This is a genomic window from Tanticharoenia sakaeratensis NBRC 103193, from assembly GCF_000963885.1.
Taxonomy (GTDB): Bacteria; Pseudomonadota; Alphaproteobacteria; order Acetobacterales; family Acetobacteraceae; genus Tanticharoenia; species Tanticharoenia sakaeratensis.
This window is the reverse complement of record NZ_BALE01000002.1, coordinates 88,604-107,408: the sequence shown is the minus strand read 5'-3', so window position 1 is coordinate 107,408 and position 18,805 is coordinate 88,604. Positions and strand designations below refer to the sequence as shown.

At 64.7% G+C, this 18,805-nt stretch carries 21 protein-coding genes; 17 read left to right on the top strand and 4 right to left on the bottom strand.

Translation table 11 applies throughout. The annotated features are described in order from the left end of the window. The 11 genes from B8446_RS00685 to rimI form a co-directional block, all read left to right on the top strand. A partial coding sequence (locus tag B8446_RS00685; protein WP_048846158.1) for an energy transducer TonB occupies window positions 1-469 on the top strand: 469 nt, incomplete at its 5' end. 215 nt (window positions 470-684) lie between these two features. Next, entirely contained in the window at window positions 685-1,749 is a 1,065-nt protein-coding gene (locus B8446_RS00680) for a MotA/TolQ/ExbB proton channel family protein (RefSeq protein WP_084711939.1), read from the top strand. Between the two features lie 3 nt (window positions 1,750-1,752). Then, entirely contained in the window at window positions 1,753-2,181 is a 429-nt protein-coding gene (locus tag B8446_RS00675) for an ExbD/TolR family protein (RefSeq protein WP_048846155.1), read from the top strand. Window positions 2,182-2,301: 120 nt separating this feature from the next. Further along, window positions 2,302-2,736, top strand: a complete 435-nt coding sequence (locus B8446_RS00670; RefSeq protein ID WP_048846152.1) for an ExbD/TolR family protein — start codon at window positions 2,302-2,304, stop codon at window positions 2,734-2,736. Window positions 2,737-2,738: 2 nt separating this feature from the next. After that, on the top strand, window positions 2,739-4,010 hold the full coding sequence (locus tag B8446_RS00665; RefSeq protein WP_241767564.1) for a hypothetical protein: 1,272 nt from the start codon (window positions 2,739-2,741) through the stop codon (window positions 4,008-4,010). A 90-nt stretch (window positions 4,011-4,100) separates the two neighbouring features. Next, entirely contained in the window at window positions 4,101-4,874 is a 774-nt protein-coding gene (locus B8446_RS00660; protein ID WP_048846151.1) for a response regulator, read from the top strand. 77 nt (window positions 4,875-4,951) lie between these two features. Next, window positions 4,952-6,283, top strand: coding sequence for an ATP-binding protein (locus B8446_RS00655; protein WP_241767563.1), 1,332 nt, complete (start codon window positions 4,952-4,954; stop codon window positions 6,281-6,283). Between the two features lie 124 nt (window positions 6,284-6,407). Next, the gene (locus B8446_RS00650; RefSeq protein WP_048846147.1) at window positions 6,408-6,983 is read left to right on the top strand and encodes a NifU family protein; all 576 of its coding nucleotides are present in this window, start codon (window positions 6,408-6,410) and stop codon (window positions 6,981-6,983) included. Between the two features lie 86 nt (window positions 6,984-7,069). Continuing rightward, window positions 7,070-7,681, top strand: coding sequence for a malonic semialdehyde reductase (locus B8446_RS00645; RefSeq protein WP_048846194.1), 612 nt, complete (start codon window positions 7,070-7,072; stop codon window positions 7,679-7,681). Continuing rightward, a complete protein-coding gene (gene tsaB, locus B8446_RS00640; protein ID WP_158507504.1) occupies window positions 7,672-8,331 on the top strand; it encodes a tRNA (adenosine(37)-N6)-threonylcarbamoyltransferase complex dimerization subunit type 1 TsaB in 660 nt (219 codons plus the stop codon). The genes B8446_RS00645 and tsaB overlap by 10 nt, the downstream gene beginning before the upstream one ends. After that, a complete protein-coding gene (rimI, locus tag B8446_RS00635) occupies window positions 8,328-8,783 on the top strand; it encodes a ribosomal protein S18-alanine N-acetyltransferase (RefSeq protein WP_048846145.1) in 456 nt (151 codons plus the stop codon). The genes tsaB and rimI overlap by 4 nt, the downstream gene beginning before the upstream one ends. Before the next feature lie 42 nt (window positions 8,784-8,825). Here rimI and B8446_RS00630 read toward each other — a convergent pair whose 3' ends face one another. Beyond that, entirely contained in the window at window positions 8,826-9,059 is a 234-nt protein-coding gene (locus tag B8446_RS00630; RefSeq protein ID WP_241767562.1) for a sulfurtransferase TusA family protein, read from the bottom strand. Between the two features lie 86 nt (window positions 9,060-9,145). On the opposite strand from B8446_RS00630, the gene B8446_RS00625 reads away from it, so the two are divergent. From B8446_RS00625 to B8446_RS00605, 5 genes are all read left to right on the top strand, one after another. Beyond that, window positions 9,146-9,553: a MucR family transcriptional regulator gene (locus B8446_RS00625; RefSeq protein ID WP_048846141.1), complete on the top strand. Its 408-nt coding sequence runs from the start codon at window positions 9,146-9,148 to the stop codon at window positions 9,551-9,553. 133 nt (window positions 9,554-9,686) lie between these two features. Continuing rightward, a complete protein-coding gene (locus tag B8446_RS00620) occupies window positions 9,687-10,190 on the top strand; it encodes a Fur family transcriptional regulator (RefSeq protein ID WP_048846139.1) in 504 nt (167 codons plus the stop codon). Further along, complete coding sequence (locus B8446_RS00615) at window positions 10,187-11,116, top strand: GNAT family N-acetyltransferase (RefSeq protein ID WP_084711937.1); 930 nt, start codon at window positions 10,187-10,189, stop codon at window positions 11,114-11,116. The genes B8446_RS00620 and B8446_RS00615 overlap by 4 nt, the downstream gene beginning before the upstream one ends. Next, window positions 11,109-12,680, top strand: a complete 1,572-nt coding sequence (gene lnt, locus B8446_RS00610; protein ID WP_048846136.1) for an apolipoprotein N-acyltransferase — start codon at window positions 11,109-11,111, stop codon at window positions 12,678-12,680. The genes B8446_RS00615 and lnt overlap by 8 nt, the downstream gene beginning before the upstream one ends. Before the next feature lie 92 nt (window positions 12,681-12,772). Further along, window positions 12,773-13,276 carry a helix-turn-helix domain-containing protein gene (locus tag B8446_RS00605; protein ID WP_084711936.1) on the top strand — a complete coding sequence of 168 codons (504 nt, stop codon included), beginning with the start codon at window positions 12,773-12,775 and terminating at the stop codon, window positions 13,274-13,276. A 21-nt stretch (window positions 13,277-13,297) separates the two neighbouring features. On the opposite strand, the gene B8446_RS00600 is transcribed toward B8446_RS00605, so the two are convergent. After that, window positions 13,298-13,960, bottom strand: a complete 663-nt coding sequence (locus B8446_RS00600) for a tyrosine-protein phosphatase (RefSeq protein ID WP_048846134.1) — start codon at window positions 13,958-13,960, stop codon at window positions 13,298-13,300. 140 nt (window positions 13,961-14,100) lie between these two features. Here B8446_RS00600 and B8446_RS00595 point away from each other — a divergent pair, with 140 nt between their 5' ends. Next, the gene (locus B8446_RS00595; RefSeq protein ID WP_148505774.1) at window positions 14,101-14,460 is read left to right on the top strand and encodes a hypothetical protein; all 360 of its coding nucleotides are present in this window, start codon (window positions 14,101-14,103) and stop codon (window positions 14,458-14,460) included. Between the two features lie 39 nt (window positions 14,461-14,499). Here B8446_RS00595 and B8446_RS00590 read toward each other — a convergent pair whose 3' ends face one another. Continuing rightward, window positions 14,500-16,482 carry a S9 family peptidase gene (locus B8446_RS00590; RefSeq protein WP_158507503.1) on the bottom strand — a complete coding sequence of 661 codons (1,983 nt, stop codon included), beginning with the start codon at window positions 16,480-16,482 and terminating at the stop codon, window positions 14,500-14,502. 5 nt (window positions 16,483-16,487) lie between these two features. Beyond that, window positions 16,488-18,686 carry a histidine kinase dimerization/phosphoacceptor domain -containing protein gene (locus B8446_RS00585; RefSeq protein ID WP_241767561.1) on the bottom strand — a complete coding sequence of 733 codons (2,199 nt, stop codon included), beginning with the start codon at window positions 18,684-18,686 and terminating at the stop codon, window positions 16,488-16,490. Window positions 18,687-18,805: the final 119 nt, after the last annotated feature.

Here is an 18,805-nt window from a genome sequence, read left to right as displayed (position 1 = left end):
GCCGCCGACGATCACGCCGCCGCCGCCGCCGTTCGTGCCGCCGCCGAAGATTCAGATTCAGCCGCCGCCGAAGGCGATCCAGCGCGTGACGCACGTCAAGCCGCCGGTGAAGATCCCGCCGAGCCCGCTGCCGCCGGCACCGCCGTCGCCGCCGAGCAACGCGCCGCCGTCGCCGCCCGTGCCGGATCACATCGCGGGTGCAACGCCGATCAACGGTGCGAAGGTGGAATATCCTGAGGACATGCAGGAGGAGAACCGGGAGGGCGTGGCCCACGTGCTGTGCGACGTGGAAGCCGACGGACACACCAGCAACTGTCACGTGACCAGCGTCACGGGTGGTCATGAGTTCGCCGAAGCCGCGCTCGATTTCGTCCGCCGTGCCCGGTATCAGCCGGCGGTTCGCAATGGTGTGCCGGTGCGGGAGGCCAATCACCCCTACACCATCACCTTCCGCCTGGGTGACGAGTAAGACCGCCCTGCTTCCTCCGCCTTCGGGCGGAGGGGGCGGAGCGACGAAATGATACGTGCCGGATATTGATGCGGGATCGTAATCCTGATTGGTTTTCGGCTACTATCGGTGTGACGGTTCGTAAGGCCCGACGTACCTCAACTTCTAACGTGACCCTGCTACGGGTGCGCAGACGAACGCCCGGCCACGGGTGGATTTCAAAGGAAATGGAGTTCATGACGAGACTGTTCCGCCTTCCCGTCCTCGCCGCGCCGGCTCTCGCCGCGACGCTGGGCGCCGCGACCCTTGGCATCGCAACTCCGGTGATGGCGCTGGCGCAGGATGCATCGCAGCCGTCCAGTGCGCAGACTGCTCCCGCGTCCCCGCCTGCCGCCGCTCCGGACGCATCCGCGTCGAACGCTCCCGCGCCTGGCGCCCCTGCTCCGGACGCCGGCGCACCGCCGGCCGGTCAGACGCCTGCGCCGTCGGGCGATGCAGGCTCGGCGCCCGCACCGTCGTCCACGCCCGCTCCGGATGCCGCTCCCCCCGCAGCGCCGGCTCCGCAGACCGCTGCGTCGTCCAACCCGTACGGTCTGGCGGCTCTGTGGGTCAACGGCGACATCATCGACCGTGGCGTGCTGCTGATCCTCGTCATCATGTCGGTCGGCACGTGGCTGATCATGATCCTGAAGTTCTTCGAGCAGGGCCGCGTGTTCTCGGCTTCGAAAGAAGCGGCAGCCAAGTTCTGGAACAAGAGCTCGGTTCAGGAAGGCGCATCGTCGCTCAAGGAATCGTCGCCGTTCCGTTATGTCGCCGAAACCGGCATCGTTGCTGCGGAGCACCATGAAGGTTCGATGCGTGACGCGATCGACCTGCATTCGTGGACGGCAATGTCCATCGACCGCTCGGTCGCCACGATCAACACCCGTCTCCAGGGCGGTCTCGCGTTCCTCGGAACGGTCGGTTCGACGTCGCCGTTCGTCGGTCTGTTCGGCACGGTGTGGGGCATCTACCACGCACTGACCGCCATCGCGATTGCAGGCCAGCCGTCGATCGACAAGATCGCGGGCCCGGTCGGCGCCGCGCTGATCAACACCGCAATCGGTCTTGCCGTCGCCGTCCCGGCAGTGCTCGGCTACAACCTGCTCGTCCGTCGCAACAAGGGCGCGATGGATCGCGTCCGCAACTTCGCGGCCGACGTTCAGTCCGTCCTGATTGGTGGCTTCCGCCACGGCGTTGCCCCGGATGAAGGTCGTATGGACGTTCCCGTCACCACCACCACCAGCCAGCGGATTGCCTGAACCATGGCCATGCAAGTCGGAGATAGTGGCGGCGAAGACGATGTGGTGTCTGCCATCAACACCACTCCGCTTGTCGACGTCATGCTGGTGCTGCTCATCATCTTCCTGATCACGGTTCCGGTCGTCACGCATACGGTCAAGGTTCAGCTTCCCAAGGACGCGAACCAGCCGACGCAGACGAAGCCGAACAACGTGGTTCTGGCGGTGACGGATAACGGACAGGCCTACTGGAACACGACCCCGCTGCGCGGGCACGCGGACCTGATGGAACGTCTGAGTCATGTCGCCACGATGAAGCCGCAGCCGCAGATCCAGATCCGCGGCGACCAGAAGGCGCGTTACGAGGCGGTCGGCCGTCTCGTGGCCGCCTGCCAGGAAGCGGGCATCGGGCACGTGGACTTCATTACCGAGCAGCCGCACAGCAGCCCGTAAGGTGCGTGATCCGGGCGGTCGTCCGGGACCTGCAAGAACGGTCCCGCGACTGCCGCCTTCTTCATTCTCGCCGTGCTTGCGCGCGGCCGGGTTTCACCCAAAGCCAGAAAGTGATGCGCCATGGCCATGAGCGTCGGATCAGACAGCACCTCGGAAGACGAGGGCATCGTCGATATCAACACCACACCCTTGATCGACGTGATGCTCGTGCTGCTCATCATGTTGATCATCACGCTGCCTCTGCAGACCCATTCGGTTGCGCTCGACCTGCCGCAGGGGAATCCGCCGCCTTCGACCACGCTGCCGCAGGTCGTGACGGTGGGTATCGATTTCGATAATTCGATTACGTGGAACGGTCAGCCGGTCACCAGCGAAGATGATCTGCAGGCGCATTTCATCAATGCGGCCCACCAGCCGGACCAGCCTGAAATGCATATCGATCCAAATCGCCTTGCCGACTACAAGACGGTGGCGCACGTTCTGGCTGACGCCCAGCGCCTCGGCATCCTGAAGCTCGGGATCGTGGGTCAGGATCAGTATATGGAAGGACAGTAATAGTGATTTTTTCGCGTCTGCGTCATGCGCCGCTGAGCGTGCGTCCGGCTCGTGCGCCGCTGCTCGCGGCGACCATCCTCGCCGCGACACTTTCATGTCATCAGGGCGCCCGGGCTGCTGACGAACTGAGCATGGCCGTGGGCAAACCGCTTCAGCAGGCGCAGACCGCGCTGGCGGCCCGTGACTACACAAAAGCCATGGCAGGCGTGAATGCTGCCGACGCGGTCGCGAAAAAGACCGATTACGAAAGTTACACGATCGCGCAGATGCGCGCGGCGGTCGCCGCCCAGTCCGGCGACACCGCGTCCGCGATCAAGGCGTACGACGTGCTGATCGCATCGCCGCGTACGCCGGCGGCCAACAAGCCGCAGATGCTTCAGGCCGAAATCTCGATGGCCTACAGCGCGAAAAACTATCCGCAGGTCGTGACGCTCGCGCAGCAGTACCTGAAGAAATACCCGGACACGACAGGTAATGTCGGGACGACCCTGGTTCAGGCCTACTATCTGCAGAACGACTACGCCAATGCTGCAAAAGCGCAGCAGGCGCAGATCGATGCCGAGGCCAAGGCCGGCAAGAAGCCGACCGAGAACCAGCTGCAGTTCCTCGCGACCTGCTACACGCGTCTGAAGGACAGCTCGAACGAGACGCACGCGTTCGTTCAGCTCGTCCAGTATTATCCCAAGCCGGAATACTGGGCGAACCTGATCCACGGGCTGATGGTCAACCCGAAGATCCCGCCCCAGCTCCAGTTCGATATCGAGCGGATCAGGCTGGCCACGGGCGTCCTGCGCAACCCCTCCGATTACATGGACATGACGGAACGTGCCGTACAGGCCGGTCTGCCGCAGCTTGCCCTGAAACTGATGAACCAGGGATACGCCAACGGCGCCCTGGGGCATGACGCAGGGGCCGATCGTGAAGCGCGCCTTCATGCCATGGTCATCCAGCGTGCTAATGCCGACCATGCCAAGCTCGACGCCAATGCCGAGGCCGCCAAGAAGGACCCCGGCGCGGGCCCGCTGCTGACGGCCGGCTATGACATGGTTCTCAATGGCCAGGTCGATGAGGGACTGGCGCTGATGCGGGAAGGCATGACGCGCCATCCGCTGCATCCGGAGATTGCGCAGCTTGACTATGGTCTCGCGCAGATGGACGGCGGCCGCACGGCTGATGCCATCAAGACGCTTCAGGCCGTTACGGGAGATAATGGTCCACGCGACATCGCCGCAATGTGGGCTCTGCTTCTTCAGCATCCGCCCGCGGCCCACTGAGAAAACGCGGCATGGTCGTCAGCACGACTTGACGACCATGTCATCGCGGTGTTGAGAGCGAGATGCAACACGTGATAGCGTTTTCGAATCATGACACCAAACCTCTCGGATCCTGATCTCCCCGCCCGTGTTCTTCTCGTCGAAGACGACCCGGGCATGCGCACGCTTCTCCAGCGCGCCCTTCAGGGCGACGGGTTCCGTGTTCGTGGCGCATCCAATGCGGACGAAATGTGGGCGGCCCTGCAGGTCGCCCCGGTCGATCTGATCATTCTCGATGTGATGCTCCCTGGCGTGTCCGGGCTCGACATCCTCCGCATCCTGCGCAGCGGCGACGCGCCTGTTCCTCCCACCGATCCCGGCGAGACCCCGGTCGTGTCGACGCCCGTCATCATGGTGTCGGCGCGTGGCGAGGAGCGGGACCGTGTGCTCGGCCTGGAACTGGGTGCGGACGACTATGTTGCCAAGCCGTTCGGCCAGCGCGAGCTCCTTGCGCGTGTGCGCGCCGTGCTTCGACGCGGAACGGCAGCGACGCCGCTCGATCGAACCCGCAAGGAGACCGTCCGCTTCGCAGGATGGACCCTCGACCTGCGACGTCGCGAACTGACGGATCCGTCAGGTGCTGCGGTCGATATCTCCGGTGCCGAACACGACCTGCTGTGCAGCTTCCTGGACAACCCGCAGCGTGTAATCGCCCGTGACCGTCTTCTGGAACTGTCGCGCACGCGCCTGGGCGATGTTTCTGACCGCAGTGTGGACGTGCTGGTGAGCCGTCTGCGCCGCAAGCTCGGCAACGATGCGGACATGTTGATCCGAACCGTGCGCGGTCTTGGGTATATCTTTGTGCCCGAGGTTGAACGCATCTGAAAACGAGCGCTACGTCACGGCGGCGGGGCACATCTGAACGACTGATCCTCCTCTGGCCGAGGGGTTTAGTCGGTCGTGTGAGTCTCGTGCTGCTCGCGGCCGTGCTGCTCGTGTTTCTCGGCAGCAGCGTGGTCTATGAGGAAGCCGAATCCTACATTGTGGACGACGCCCGGACGTCGCAGCTCGCCGAGGCGTTGATGAGCGACGCGCGCGTGCTTGCCGCCGCGCCCGTTGGGCAGCGGCCGGTTCTCGCCGTCATGCTTTCCACGGATGATCTTGCCCTGACATGGCGTGCCGAAGGTTCCGCGCCACGCAAGGTTCGCCTGCGTCAGGCGGCCGGCCTCGACGAGCTTCGGCTTGGCATGATCCACACGGAAAACGCGCTCGGTCACGCAAGACTGGTGCTGGGCGTGCCCGTCGCTTCACCTTCGGACGTCAGCGGCGAGATCATGCTGCCGGACGGCTCCTGGCTCGATTTCACCGCACCCTCCATGGTTGGCCGGCACCATGTCACGCGCGGGCTCGCGTCCGCGGCGATCACCGCTGGCGCCGTGAGTCTTGCCGCCGCGATGCTGGTGCGTGCGCTCTCGACCCCGCTTCGCGCTTTGTCGGATCTTGCGGACGGCGTTGCGAGCAGCCCGGACGACATCGGCGAACAGGTGCATTTTTCCGAGCAGGGCCCGCGGGAGGTGCGTGGCCTCGCGCGGGCGATCAATGCCATGCAGGCCCGAATCCATCGGCTCGTCGAGGACCGGACAGAGATGCTGGCGGCGGTCTCGCATGATCTGCGCACGCCGTTGCAGAGACTGCGTCTGCGCGCGGGCTTCCTGAATGATCCGGAAGCGCAGGCGGCCATAGAAGCCGACGTCGCCGAAATGGAGGCGATGGTCAGCGGCGTTCTGGCGTATCTCGCTGGCGACCGGGACCCCGAGCCGCTTCGGCAGGCCGATCTCGCTGCCATTCTGGCGACGCTGGTCGACGAGCGCGCCGATCGCGGATGCGATGTTCGCTACGAGGGGCCGGATCGATGCGCCATGGCGCTCAGGCCGCTCGCCATGCGGCGTGTCTTTGCGAACCTGATCGACAACGCCCTGACATATGGCGGCAATGCTGAGGTGATCCTGACCGCGACCCCGCGAGGGTCGCAGGTGTCAGTCACTGATGACGGGCCCGGCATTCCGGATGCCGATCTCGACAGGGTGACGACCCCGTTCTTTCGCCTTGAAGGGTCGCGTTCACGGTCGACCGGCGGGATCGGCCTCGGCCTTGCGATCGTCAAGCGTGAGACGGAACGTGCGGGCGGAACGCTTGAGCTCTGCCGGGCGGAAGGGCGCGGCCTGCGTGCCATCGTGCGTCTCCCGTATGCCGCGGATACCGCTGCCGATGATGCGGCATCGGACCGACGTTGAACCGCAACCCTTGCAGCGGCGGCGCGCAGGGTTCATCTGAGAGGCCAATGCCCTCGAAGGGGCTTCCAACCATACGGATCTTCGTTGCGAACGCACACGAAGCCACACAGGATCGTTGACTGCCATGTTCATCGAGACCGAGACCACGCCAAATCCGGCGACGCTCAAGTTTCTGCCGGGCCGTGATGTGACCGGCATAGCCGGAACGGCGGATTTTGCTGACGCGCAGGCGGCGAGCGGCCGTTCACGCCTGGCGGATGCCCTTTTCACCCTGGACGGCGTGTCGCGCGTGTTTCTGGGTGCGGATTTCGTGTCCGTGACCAAGACCGATGCGGCCGACTGGCCGGAGTTGAAGCCGCAGGTGCTCGCGGTGATCGAAGAGCATTTCCGTGCGGGCCTGCCGGCATTCGAACAGGGCGCTCTTTCGGTCGAGGACGACATTGCACCGGAAGATGCCGAAATCGTGGCACAGATCCGCGACCTGCTGGACACCCGCGTGCGTCCGGCCGTGGCCGGCGATGGCGGGGACATCGTGTTCCGTGGATATCGCGACGGTATCGTGCGTCTGACCATGCAGGGCGCCTGCTCGGGCTGCCCGTCCTCGCGTGCGACGCTGAAGCATGGCGTCGAGAACATGCTGCGGCACTATGTGCCCGAGGTCGTGGCGGTAGAGCAGGTTGATGACTGGGCCGCGGCCTGATGACATCGTCTGATGGTCTGTCGTCTGACATCGCGGCGGATGCGGCCCTTGTCGCAGACGCCCCCGACGCGGCAGTGAAGGGGACGATGTCTACCGGATCGGCTCCGCCTTCGGGGCCGATCGACGATGCAGCCCTCGACGCATTGTTTCGGCGCGCGCGGACGCCACGAAGCTGGGCGGACCGCCCGGTCGGCGCCGAAACGCTCGCCGCGCTTTACGATCTCGTGAAAATGGGACCGACGTCCGGAAACTGCATGCCGGCGCGGTTTGTGTTCGTCGTGAGCGAGGATGCCCGGGCACGTCTGCGGCCCGCGCTCTCGGCGGGAAACGTTGTGCACTGCCTGGCGGCGCCGGTGGTTGCCATCGTCTGCCATGACCCGCTGTTCTTCGAACATCTGCCCAATCTGAACGACGAGCCAGGGCTGCGGGACTGGTTCGCAGGCGACGTGGGACTTGCGGAGGAAACGGCTTTCCGTAACGGGACCCTGCAGGGCGCCTATCTTCTCATGGCGGCTCGGGCTCTAGGCCTTGCGGCTGCACCGATGTCCGGTTTCGACGCATATCAGGTCGAGGATGCGCTGTTGGCCGGAACCGGCTGGCGCGCGAATTTCCTGATCGCGCTGGGTTATGCGGGCGACGAGACCGAACGTCCGCGTGCGCCGCGGCTGGATTTCGACACGACCTGCCTGTGTCTGTGAGTGCTCGCGGCGGCGTGCTGGTGCTCAATGCAGCGCCAGCAGGCGCCGAGGCCGATGTGCTGGTGGCTCTCGTCGGTGCCGATGGCAGGGTTGAAGCAAGCGAGGAAGCTCACGGCCTCGGCGCGGCAGACGGGATTGCGATTATGGCGCGATCGGTTCTGAACGCGGTGCCCCCGCCGGAGCGTATCGTCGTTGTCACAGGGCCGGGGTCGTTCACCGGCCTGCGGGCTTCCATCGCCTTGGCGCATGGGCTCGCCTTCGGTCTCGATGTCGCTCTTCTCGGGGTAAGCGTCGGACGGGCCTGCGCGGCTGTGGACGAATCCGAAGCGCCGTGGGTGTGTTTGAGCCTGGCGCGTCGGGGCCGCGTCTTTTGTGAACGAAGCGAAGGTGCGGTTACCGCCTTCGCACCCGAGCGCGTCGTCGATCAGAAATGGCCGGCCGGAACCGTCATTCACGGAGACGCTCAGGCAATCGTGTCCGAGGAACTCGCTGCCGTACGCGGTTGGCGTCTCAGCGGCATCAGGCGACCGGATGCCGCAGCGATACTGCGCGCCGCAGATTACTGGCCGTCTTCCGACGTGGTGCCGCTTTATATCGATCCTCCGGAAGCCAAACCACCGGCTGCGGGCCTGCGTCCAGCCCCGGTATGAGCAGGGCCATCGTGCCGATGGGGGCAGAAGCGAACGTTGTCCTTGCTGCGTTGCACGCCGACGCCTTCGCGGAGGGTGACGTCTGGTCCGGGCAGGCGATTGCCGAATTACTCGCCGTACCGGGTACCACTGCGCTTTGTCTGTGTGACGGGACGAACCCGCTTGGGTTCGTCATGATGCGCGTCGCGGCCGACGAAGGCGAGATCCTGACGATCGCCGTTCTGCAGGGCGCCCGGCGCTCAGGTGTGGGTCGGGCGCTGATAAAGGCGGCAGTCAAGGCCGCCGCCCCATCAGGGGTGGAGCGCCTGTTTCTGGATGTCGCCGAAAATAACGAGGCGGCACGGGCGCTCTACGCTGCGACAGGCTTCCGCGAAGTCGGGCGCCGACGCCAATACTATGCGGATGGGGCCGACGCGCGTGTCCTCATGGCATCTCTGGAAGAAGACATCTGAGCAACCGGAAACCGTACCGGTTTCGGCTCGTTCATGGCTTGTCTATTTGCGGATGACCAACCGTGCCCGATTGCCGGGCAGGGATTCGTCCGCTTCGATTACATGGCCGAGTGCTTGGGCTGAAGCGGCCACGTTGCGGCGCGCGTCTCCATCATTGAGGATAAGGACCAGCTTTTCTCCCGAGGTCATGCGATCAAGCGCCAGCCGGGTATGTACAAAGGTCATTGGACAGAAAAAGCTGGTGATATCCAGTGTCTGATCTTGAGTAATGTCCACGGCTGTATGTGCCCATTCGCTGGTGGTTGCGATTTATTAAGAATAAAAGGTATAATGCACAACTAACAGTGGAGGCTCTCTCAAGCATGACAACGGAACCCAATGAGGACCAGATCCGCAAACTTGTCGCGCAGATTGTAACGTCCTACGTTTCCGGCAACGAGATCGCACCAGAAGCGCTGCCGGCTCTCATCCGATCCATCTACACCACGCTCTCCGAGGTGAACCAGCCTGCCGTGGTTCCCGTCGAGAAACCCACCCCTGCGGTCTCTCCACGCAAGTCGGTGTTTCCCGACTATATCGTGTGCCTCGAGGATGGAAAAAAGCTCAAGCTTCTGCGCCGCCATCTGAAGACGGCATACAACATGACGCCGCAGCAATATCGTGAGCGCTGGGATCTCCCGGCCGAATACCCGATGGTTGCGCCGAATTACGCCAATCACCGTTCGTCCCTGGCGCGCAAGATCGGCCTTGGCACCCGCCGCGAAGGCTGACTGATCTTGATCTGTAGCTCCGGTGCGTACTGCTGTCGCACCGAGCAAGCGCCCTTGATCCGCTCATGAGCCCGGCCCGCTTTCGATTGCCCTGCATGGACAACATACCTGCTTTTCGGCTACGCCGCACAGTATGGTAGCAGGCGCGAAAATTGCGGACTCTCCGATCGGGCGACTGTGCGTCGAACGGGGCCTGAAGATGACCGGGCAGCGCCGGGTGATCGCTCAGGTGCTGTCTGATGCGGAAGACCATCCGGATGTCGAGGAACTCTATCGGCGCGCCGCAGCGCTGGATTCCAGGATCTCGGTTGCGACCGTCTATCGTACCGTCCGCCTCCTTGAGGAGCAGGGTATCCTCGAGCGACGCGACTTCGGCGGCGGCCGTGCCCGCTACGAGGCAAGCGAACACGGTCACCACTACCATCTGATCGATGTCGACACTGGCCGGGTCATCGAATTCGAGGACGCGGAACAGGAAGCCCTGATGCGGCGTCTGGCCGAGCGTCTGGGTTTCGATCTCGTATCACATCGACTGGAGCTGTTCGGGCGACGGCGCAATGCCGAAGCGGCAGAGACCGCGCGTTCAGTGCCAAAGGCCGACGCGCAGCGCGACGTTCAGGAGAGAGGCGGAGCATGAGCAAGGCGGAAACACTCGCGGCCCTTCTTCAGGCGGTGTCGCCGGACGATCCGCAGGCCGGGGAGCGGCTGCGTGCGCTGGCCACAAGCGGGCGGGACGGTGCGACCCTCTCCACGCTTGCGCTGGAGCGCAACGGCTTCCAGGAACTGCGTGGCGGCAATCTTGGCGTCCGCATCGCGGCGAATGATGCCGAGCGCGAGGCAGCCCAGGCCCTGCGCTATCGGGTCTTCTTCGAGGAAATGGGTGCCCGTCCTGACGAACGTGCAGCCCGCTCCAGGCGCGATATCGACGAGTACGATGAGGTCGCGGATCATCTGCTGGTGATCGATCATTCGATCTCGTCCGGTGCGGCGGGTGTCGTCGGCACCTATCGCCTTCTGCGGGATGATGCGGCCGCCAAGGTCGGCAAATACTATTCCGGCAGCGAATACGACCTGTCGCCGCTGATCGAGTTCCCGGGCAAGCTGCTGGAAGTCGGGCGGTCCTGTGTCGATCGCGATTACCGTGGCCGCAGCGCCATGCAGCTGCTGTGGCGCGGTATTGCGTCCTACATCTTCCTGCATCGGATCGATGTGCTGTTCGGCTGCGCGAGCCTGCCCGGGACCAATCCCGATGCGGTCGCCAACGAACTGACCTATCTTTACCACAACCATCTCGCACCTCCCGTCCTGCGGGTGAGCGCATTGCCGGACCGTCGGGTCGAAATGCTGAGGACCGATCCTCATACGCTCGACTACCGTTCCTGCCTTGCCAGGCTGCCGCCGCTCATCAAGGGCTACCTCCGACTGGGCGGCTATGTCGGCGACGGCGCGGTCGTGGATCACCAGTTCAACACGACGGATGTCGCAGTGCTGGTGAAGAGCGAGCTTCTGGCCGACAAATACTACCGTCACTACGAACGCAGGCTGCGCGACGCCCTTGAATGATCTTGGCCGCGTCACGCGCGCGACTGCGTCATCAGCTGTAGCCGTTACGTCCGAGCCGCCGCTCGGCCCGTGGCGTCGAGCGGCCGTCCTGTTGCTAGCCGGCGCCTGTGCGGCGCTTGCGTTGCCGCCGCTCTATCTGGTCCCGGTTCTGCCCGTCATGTTGTTCGTGCTGCTTCGCTTTGCGGAATCGGCGCGATCGTGGCGTGCCGCGGCCCTGTACGGTTTCTGGTTCGGGCTGGGCCTTCATACGGCGGGGCTATACTGGCTCACGAATGCGATCCTGACCCGCGTGGACACATTCTGGTGGGTCGTGCCGATCGCAGCACCCGGCTGCGCGCTCCTGCTGGCACCGTTCGCGGCCGTGCCCGCTGTTCTCTGTCGACTGGCACCGTCGGGTTGGCCGCGTGTTCTGGTGTTTGCAGGAGCCTGGACGTTCGCCGACATGGGGCGGGTCTTCCTGTTCACCGGTTTTCCATGGAACCCGCTCGGCAGCATCTGGGAATGGCCGGGGCGCGCGGGCGATGTCCTCATGCAGCCCGCAAGCATCGTCGGCGTGGATGGTCTGACACTGTTCGGCGTCGTCGCGGCTCTGGGCGTCTGGCAGGGCTGGCGGGCCATAGCGCTCGTTGCATGCGCCTTCGTCGCGTGGGTCGGGTTCGGAATCTGGCGACTGGATTCGGTGCGGCCGGTATCATTCGTCAATCCGGTGGTCGTGCTGGTCCAGGGTAACGTTTCCGAAAGCGAGAAGCTGGCCCGGAGCGATCTGGTGGCCGTGTTCCAGCGCTATCTGGATCTGACCCGGCAGGGCATGGCGCAAGCGCAGGTGCGCTACCCGGGACGAGCCATTGCCTTTGCCTGGCCCGAGACGGCTTTTCCCGGTCTTCTGGATGAGGACACGCTCGATCGTCAGGCGATCATGCGGGCGGGCGAGGGGGCAACTTATGGTCTGATCGGCACGCTGCGGGATGACGGGCGCGGACACTGGTTCAACAGCGTCATGGCCGTGGACCCGCGTGGCGCGGTGGCCGCAGCCTACGACAAGAGCACGCTGGTTCCGTTCGGCGAGTATCAGCCGGCCTTCATCCCGTTCAACATCCTGCCGGCGCAGTTGACGCCAGGGGCGGGTCTCAAGACGTGGCATCTGCCGGGGATCGGCGCGGTGGCGCCTCTCGTCTGTTATGAAGTCATCTTCTCGGGCCATGTTGCCCGCCGCGATGCACGTCCCGACTGGTTGCTGAACGTCACCAATGACGCCTGGTACGGGAACAGTGCCGGCCCGCGTCAGCATCTGGCGAGTGTCCGGATGCGCGCCGTGGAAGAGGGGCTTCCCATCGCCCGGGCGGCCAATACCGGTATATCTGCGGCTTACGGGCCCACGGGCCATGAACTGGGGCGCCTGGGCTGGGGTGTGCCGGGCAGCCTTCCGATCGGCCTCCCGTCGCCGCTGCCGCCGACTGTCTTCGCCAGATTCGGGCGCCTGATACCGATACTGCTCTCGCTGCTCTGCATTCTGGCAGGAATTGCCATGAGGCCTCGGAAAACGTCTCGGTTGAAAAACTACTGAAAGGTTAACGTTGACAATCCGAGGTTGTTAAAGCAATCAGTCGCTCGCATATCTGGTGTGCGGGCGGCAGGAGAGACAACGTGAGCGACGGAATGCGGGGACAACCGGACGACGCAAAGCCGGCAAGCGCCTCGGCCGCGACACCGGGACCGACCGATGTCCATATCGGGAACCGGATCCGTCTTCGTCGGACGTTGATGGGGCTGTCTCAGGAGAAGCTGGGTGAGGCGCTTGGCCTGACGTTCCAGCAGGTTCAGAAATACGAGCGCGGTGCGAACCGGGTCAGCGCGTCGCGCCTGCACGATATCGCACGCGTGCTCGATGTGCCGGTCGGGTTCTTCTATGACGATATGCCGGGCACCACGTCCCGGCCGGTGATGCAACCGGCTTCCATGCAGCCGGTCATGGGATTTGCGGAGACGCAGGCGCAGTTCGGCGCGCCGTCGCCCAAATCCATGGCAGCCGGCCTGGATCCGGCCGATCTCGCGCTGTTCGCCCGCAAGGACGCCGTGGAACTGGTGCGGGCCTTCTACGGGATTCCGGATGCCGCCGTCCGCAGGAAGATGCTGGATCTGGTGCGGAGCATGGCGGGCTGAAGCTCTTGGGCAGGCTCGCCGCTATTCTCGCCGCAGAACCTGATCCGTCAGGAACGACGCCAGTTTTCCTGCCACGAAGTCGCGCTTGAGGGCCACTTCGTCATATTCGTCGCGCACCCAGTCCATGAAGGCAATCCGGCCTTCGCCCTGCGCGCGATATCGCAGAAAGAATGCATCCAGAATCCCTGTGCGGGAGCGGTTGAAGTGGCCATAGCGCCAGGACAGTTGCCGAAGCGCGTCCTGTGTGGTGCCGCCCTCGAACATCAGGACGAGCCCCGCCGCAAGCCCCGTGCGATCGGCGCCGGACTTGCAATGCATCAGCATCGGCATCCCGATCGTGCGATACATCGCCTCGAACCGCAGGATGCGATCCCGGTGCGGCGCGCCACGGCTTTCGAACGCCATGTCCAGATGGGCCAGGCCGAGATCGGCCGCTGCCCGGCGTGACAGCGCATCCGATCCGCAATCGCGTTTGCCGCGCAGGTTGACGAGTGTTTTGAGCCCGAGACGACGTGTCAGCCGGGCCAGCCGCGCAGGCGTCGGATGATTACAGCGATAGACGCGGCCCGGGATGACGACCTGAAGATTGCTCCACGGCAGCCGGAAGATCGCATGATCCACGAACAGGCTTTCGCGCCAGGCGCGCCTGCGCTGGGCCGGCGTCTCGACACCGCCTAGAAACATGGATGGTCAGCCGTCAGGGCGATGTTCACGGTACGAATGTCCTCGTGAGGCGATTGTCAGCGGGCGTTATCAGGTCCCAGGCGCAGAGCGTCAATCGCGCGTGCCTTGCGGCGCGGGGACGGCTTGATAGGATGGACCTCATGCAATGGACGAAAGTGACCTTTGTGCCGGGGATGGTGGCCTGCCTGTGGCTTGGAGCGTGCGGCAGCGTCCAACAGATGATGGGTGATGGCCCGGCCGACATGACGGAGCACCTGCCGCCGCAAGGCCGTCCGGACCGGCACCACCATGCCACTCCGGGGGATGAGCCCGACTATGCCGAAGGCGCGCCGCCGTCCATGCCGCATCATGGTCCCTCGTCGGGGCCGGACAATGGATCCGATGGCGGGTTCGGGCCCCAGGGCGGTCATATCTCGCTGGGCGGAAACGGGGCCGACGTGACTCCGCGTCCGGCGACACCGGATACGGAAGTCAGCTACGGGCAGAATGGCGGGGCCTGACGGACCCACCGCTTGATCAGCAAGCCTGGCCCGGCCAGCTCAGCGCGCAGGCACGTAGGGATGATCGAACCATCGGGCGAGCCACGCCATGCTGCGCCTGTTCGAATCCTCGGTATCGGCGTGCGACAAGCCATGGCCCTGGCCGGGATAGACGACGAATTCGACCGGCACGCCGATGACATGCATCGCATGAGCATATTCCTGGCTCTGCTGCATCGGGCACTCGTCGTCCCGCTCGCCCACAAACGCGAAGACCGGCGTGCGCACCGACTTCATGTGCAGGATCGGCGACTGATCGAGATAGGGCTTCGGATCGTCCAGCAGATAGGACCCGAACACGGCCCGGCTCGCGTTCGGAATGCCGTTCTCACCTTCGAGCGACAGCCAGTCCGAAATGCCGCCGCCCGAGATCGTCGCGCGGAAGCGGCTGGTCTGGGTCGGCGCCCACATCGCCATGTAGCCACCGTAGGAGTAGCCCACGAGCGCCATTTTGGTCTCGTCGACCGGATGGGCCGGATCGGCGGCGTGCGCGGCCGTATCCAGGCCTGCGAGAATATCGCGCATGGGGCCCCGCGCCAGATCGCCCTGAACCGCGGCGGCAAAGGCTTCTCCCTGTCCGAACGACCCGCGCGGGTTGGGCAGGAAGATATCGTATCCGGCGGCAAGCATCTGATGCGTCAGACCGATATCGGCGGGATGGGGCTCGTTGGCGGCCGAAGGCCCACCATGCACGGACACGATCAGCGGCCGCGCGCCCAGTTTCCCGCCCTGCGGTTCGAGAAGCCAGCCCTGCACCGTGTAGGGCCCGCTGTGCCAGTGCAATGACCGGACGTGCAGTGGAATTTGCGGTCCGGGCTCGCTCTCGATAACTGTGGAGAAGGGACCGGGGTGTCCATGATCGAGTTGCGCGGTCGTCAGACGCGCAGCACCGGTGAACCCGCTGGTCGACAACGCGATCCGGTTGCCGCTGCACGACAGCACGCCAACAGATGCGGCATCGGCGCCACCGGGCGAACGCCACAATGTCGGCGGAGTGGCGGACGGCCGGTCGAGCGAGACAAGCGCGTCATGGTCGTCCTGCAGGACAAGGCCTGTCAGGCCTGTGCCGCAGTGTGTCATTAGGGCGCTGACGCTGGCGTGCATCCCGGGCGTGAGATTGCGGGGTGATCCGGGCTGGTCGAGCGGCAGGCTGTAGGCGTCGCCGCCTGTCGAGCCGAAATCGCTCATCAGCCCCTGGATGAAGGCGACGCTGTGACCGTCCGGAGTGACGTGCGGATCAGCGATCTGTCGATTGCCCGGCGGCGTGTAGATGATGCGATCATGGCCGTCGCTCCCGATGACATGGAGTTTCGCGATCCACCAATTGGCATCGCCGTCACCATTCGCGGCCGTCGCGACGAAGCCATGACCATCCGGCCGCCAGTCGTATTCATAGACGAACAGGTCCGCAGGCGAGACGAAATGAAGCGCACCGTGATCGACCAGTGCAATCCGCTGCTCGTCGATCACGGTGCCGACCTCTCCGGTCTGCACGGCGCTGGCTTCCGTGGCTCCGCCGAGCTTGTGCGGTGCGGCCGTGGCGAGCACGGCAAGCTGTCCGTCCGGCGCGAATCTGGGTTCGGCCAGCAGACCCGGAAAATCGAGAATTACGGTCGGTTTGGCGCCGGTCCGGTCCGTCGCATAGAGGCTGGCGCTCATGCTGTGAGGATGGGTGATGGTGAAGACCAGAGTGCGCCCGTCCGGCGACCAGGTCAGCGACCGCGCGCGACATCCGTCCTGCCCCTGACAGGGAAGGGTCACGGTCACGGCAGCGCCCCCGTGCGTCGGGCGGAGAGACACGGTGGTGGGCGCGCGATAGCCCAGGGCTGCGTCATGCGTCGTGATCGCAATCATCTCGCCATCCGGCGAGACCGCAACATCATTGAAGCCTGTTGCGGCGGCGCCTGCGACGCCCGGGCAGGCCACGGCCGTGGCCAGGATCAGCGCGGGCCACGTCCGCCCCGCTTTGCGCGGGGCCTTCATCTTCATCAATGCGGCAGACCCGTTTCCATCCCGTTCGGGAGCGCCTCGATCGGCAGCGAAACCACGGCGCGCAGACCGGGATTGAGGCGGTCGTATTTCAGGACGCCGGACAGGCTGGAGACGACGGCATTCATCATCCGCAGACCGAAGCCGCTGCTCTGCGGATCAGCGTCATGCTGGCCCCTGTCCGAGACAGAGACGGCCAGACGATCATCATGCAGCGTCAGCGCGATGCTGAGCGGCCCCGGCGCGCCGTCATAGGCGTATTTGCTCGTGTTGATGACGAGTTCCGTCACCACGAGGCCGATATTGATCGCGCGATCGGCGGAAATGAGCGCCGGCGTCAGGGACAGCGTCAGCTGTCGTGTCCAGTCCTCGCCGATCGACGAGCACAGCTCCAGGCAGAGCTCCTCGAGATAGCGCGAAAGATCGATCACGCCGAACGTCTCGTCGCGGTACAGCCTGCGATGCACGAGGCCGATGGCCGCGATCCGGCGCTGTGCTTCGGCAAGCGACGTGTTGGTCTCGTCGTTCTTCGTGCTTCTGGATTGCAGCTTGAGGAAGGACGCCACGAGCTGCAGACTGTTCTGGACGCGATGGTTCACTTCGCGGATCAGGAAGTCCTTCTGTCTCAGAAGCTTCTCGCGCTCCGTAAGGGTCACGTTCAGCGTCTGGTTCAGCTCCCGCAGCTGCACCGTGTGATGCGTCTCCATGAGAGAGCGTCGCAGCCGTCGTGCGGTCTGAAGCTGTTCATTGTTCCAGCGGGCCGACTGGCCGCGCACCGTTTCGCTCCACGTTTCGAACGAGGTCCGTGGCTGCAGGGGCGCGCCGCTGGGTGCGTCCGTCTTTGCGTGCGGATTACCCGCCCATTCGATCGTTTCCACGACCTCCGCGCGGAGCCAGAGCAGCAGGATGGGCGTGGGCAGCGGAAGGCTCACGGCCAGAACGCCTGACCCGCTCTCCCTGAAGGCGCGCGCTTCCGGATAAACGGAAGCCAGGTTGGCGCTGCTGAACACGCCCGCATCGTTGCGCTGCTCGATCCACCGACCGAGCGCGGCCAACGCCTCGGGGCTGGGGCAGATGCCGTCCCGGCGGATGTCATCGCCCTGCAGCACGGCAAATCCGTGCGACGGGAACATCGCCCGCAGATCCGGTGTCAGCGTGCGGATGAGATCCCGGACCGACAAATCGGGATCGGTCCGTGCCTGCAGCATGTCCATCGCGTTGCGCAGGCGCAGACGCTCCTGATAGGTCGCAAGCTCTTCCTTGGCCCGGAGCTGGCGCGACATCACGCCGGCCAGCGTGTTGCACGCCGCCCGCGCCTCATTGCCGAGCAGGCGCGGCGTTGCGTGGTGACAGGCCACAAGCCCCCAGAGCATCCCATCGAGCACGATCGAGACGGACGCGGACGCCGCGACACCCATGTTGCGCATATACTGCATGTGGACGGGCGAGACGCTGCGCAGGCTGATGTCGCTCAGGTCGATACCATCGACGCCTGCATTTGCAGGGCGGATCGGGGCGGGAATGTAGCTGACGTCCGGGATCGTGCGGATGCGGTTGCGCACATAGAGCGCGCGGGCCTGCACGGGGATGTCAGTGGCCGGAAAACGGTGGTTCAGCAGCGAGCCCAGCTGATCGGAGCGGTCTTCCGCCAGAACCTCGCCGCTTCCATCCTCCAGGAAGCGATAGATCATGACGCGGTCGAAGCCGGTCAGGCGCCGGAATGCCTCGGCAGCCTGCCCGCACAACGCGGTCACGTCGGGACTGAGCTCGAACTGTTCAGCGAGACGATCGATTTCCGTCAGGATCGAAAGCGGCGACACCCCAAGCGGCGCAGGCGGCTCCAGCTCGACGAGGATGTTCTCGCCCTGCACGCGGCTCATGACATTGAACTGTTCGGCAATCCCTTTCACGTACGGGATGTCCGAGATCATGCTCGTTTTGCCGAACGGGGCGTCCGTTGGCCGCAGCCGTTCGGCCGGGATGCCGAGCAGCGTGTCGAGAGGCATGCCCTGCCATGTCTCACAGAGACGTCCCTCGATGTCGCCGGCGCCGGCCACTACGCGCAACGTGCGTGCATCGGCAATCAGTAGCAGGCCATAAGGCTGGATGGCATCAGGACGGTGGATCGGCTCGCGATCACAATCGGTAAGCGCAACGGTTTCGACGCCGAGCGCGGCCGGGGCAGAGCTGCGAAGCAAATTCACATCACCCGCGGGACAGGGTGCGATAGCGGTAGACGAACATGCTGACACTCTCCTGATCGCGGCCGGAGGATCTGGGTCACGGGCGGGCCGCCGCAACATGCGACAGCGTGACC

What these genes read in the sequence shown, in the direction of transcription:
- B8446_RS00680 (WP_084711939.1), top strand. Translation starts at nt 685, where the DNA reads ATGACGAGACTGTTCCGCCTTCCCGTCCTCGCCGCGCCGGCTCTCGCC.
- B8446_RS00675 (WP_048846155.1), top strand. Translation starts at nt 1,753, where the DNA reads ATGGCCATGCAAGTCGGAGATAGTGGCGGCGAAGACGATGTGGTGTCT.
- B8446_RS00670 (WP_048846152.1), top strand. Translation starts at nt 2,302, where the DNA reads ATGGCCATGAGCGTCGGATCAGACAGCACCTCGGAAGACGAGGGCATC.
- B8446_RS00660 (WP_048846151.1), top strand. Translation starts at nt 4,101, where the DNA reads ATGACACCAAACCTCTCGGATCCTGATCTCCCCGCCCGTGTTCTTCTC.
- B8446_RS00650 (WP_048846147.1), top strand. Translation starts at nt 6,408, where the DNA reads ATGTTCATCGAGACCGAGACCACGCCAAATCCGGCGACGCTCAAGTTT.
- B8446_RS00645 (WP_048846194.1), top strand. Translation starts at nt 7,070, where the DNA reads ATGTCTACCGGATCGGCTCCGCCTTCGGGGCCGATCGACGATGCAGCC.
- rimI (WP_048846145.1), top strand. Translation starts at nt 8,328, where the DNA reads ATGAGCAGGGCCATCGTGCCGATGGGGGCAGAAGCGAACGTTGTCCTT.
- B8446_RS00625 (WP_048846141.1), top strand. Translation starts at nt 9,146, where the DNA reads ATGACAACGGAACCCAATGAGGACCAGATCCGCAAACTTGTCGCGCAG.
- B8446_RS00620 (WP_048846139.1), top strand. Translation starts at nt 9,687, where the DNA reads ATGGTAGCAGGCGCGAAAATTGCGGACTCTCCGATCGGGCGACTGTGC.
- B8446_RS00615 (WP_084711937.1), top strand. Translation starts at nt 10,187, where the DNA reads ATGAGCAAGGCGGAAACACTCGCGGCCCTTCTTCAGGCGGTGTCGCCG.
- B8446_RS00605 (WP_084711936.1), top strand. Translation starts at nt 12,773, where the DNA reads ATGCGGGGACAACCGGACGACGCAAAGCCGGCAAGCGCCTCGGCCGCG.
- B8446_RS00600 (WP_048846134.1), bottom strand. Translation starts at nt 13,960, where the DNA reads ATGTTTCTAGGCGGTGTCGAGACGCCGGCCCAGCGCAGGCGCGCCTGG.
- B8446_RS00595 (WP_148505774.1), top strand. Translation starts at nt 14,101, where the DNA reads ATGCAATGGACGAAAGTGACCTTTGTGCCGGGGATGGTGGCCTGCCTG.
- B8446_RS00590 (WP_158507503.1), bottom strand. Translation starts at nt 16,482, where the DNA reads ATGAAGGCCCCGCGCAAAGCGGGGCGGACGTGGCCCGCGCTGATCCTG.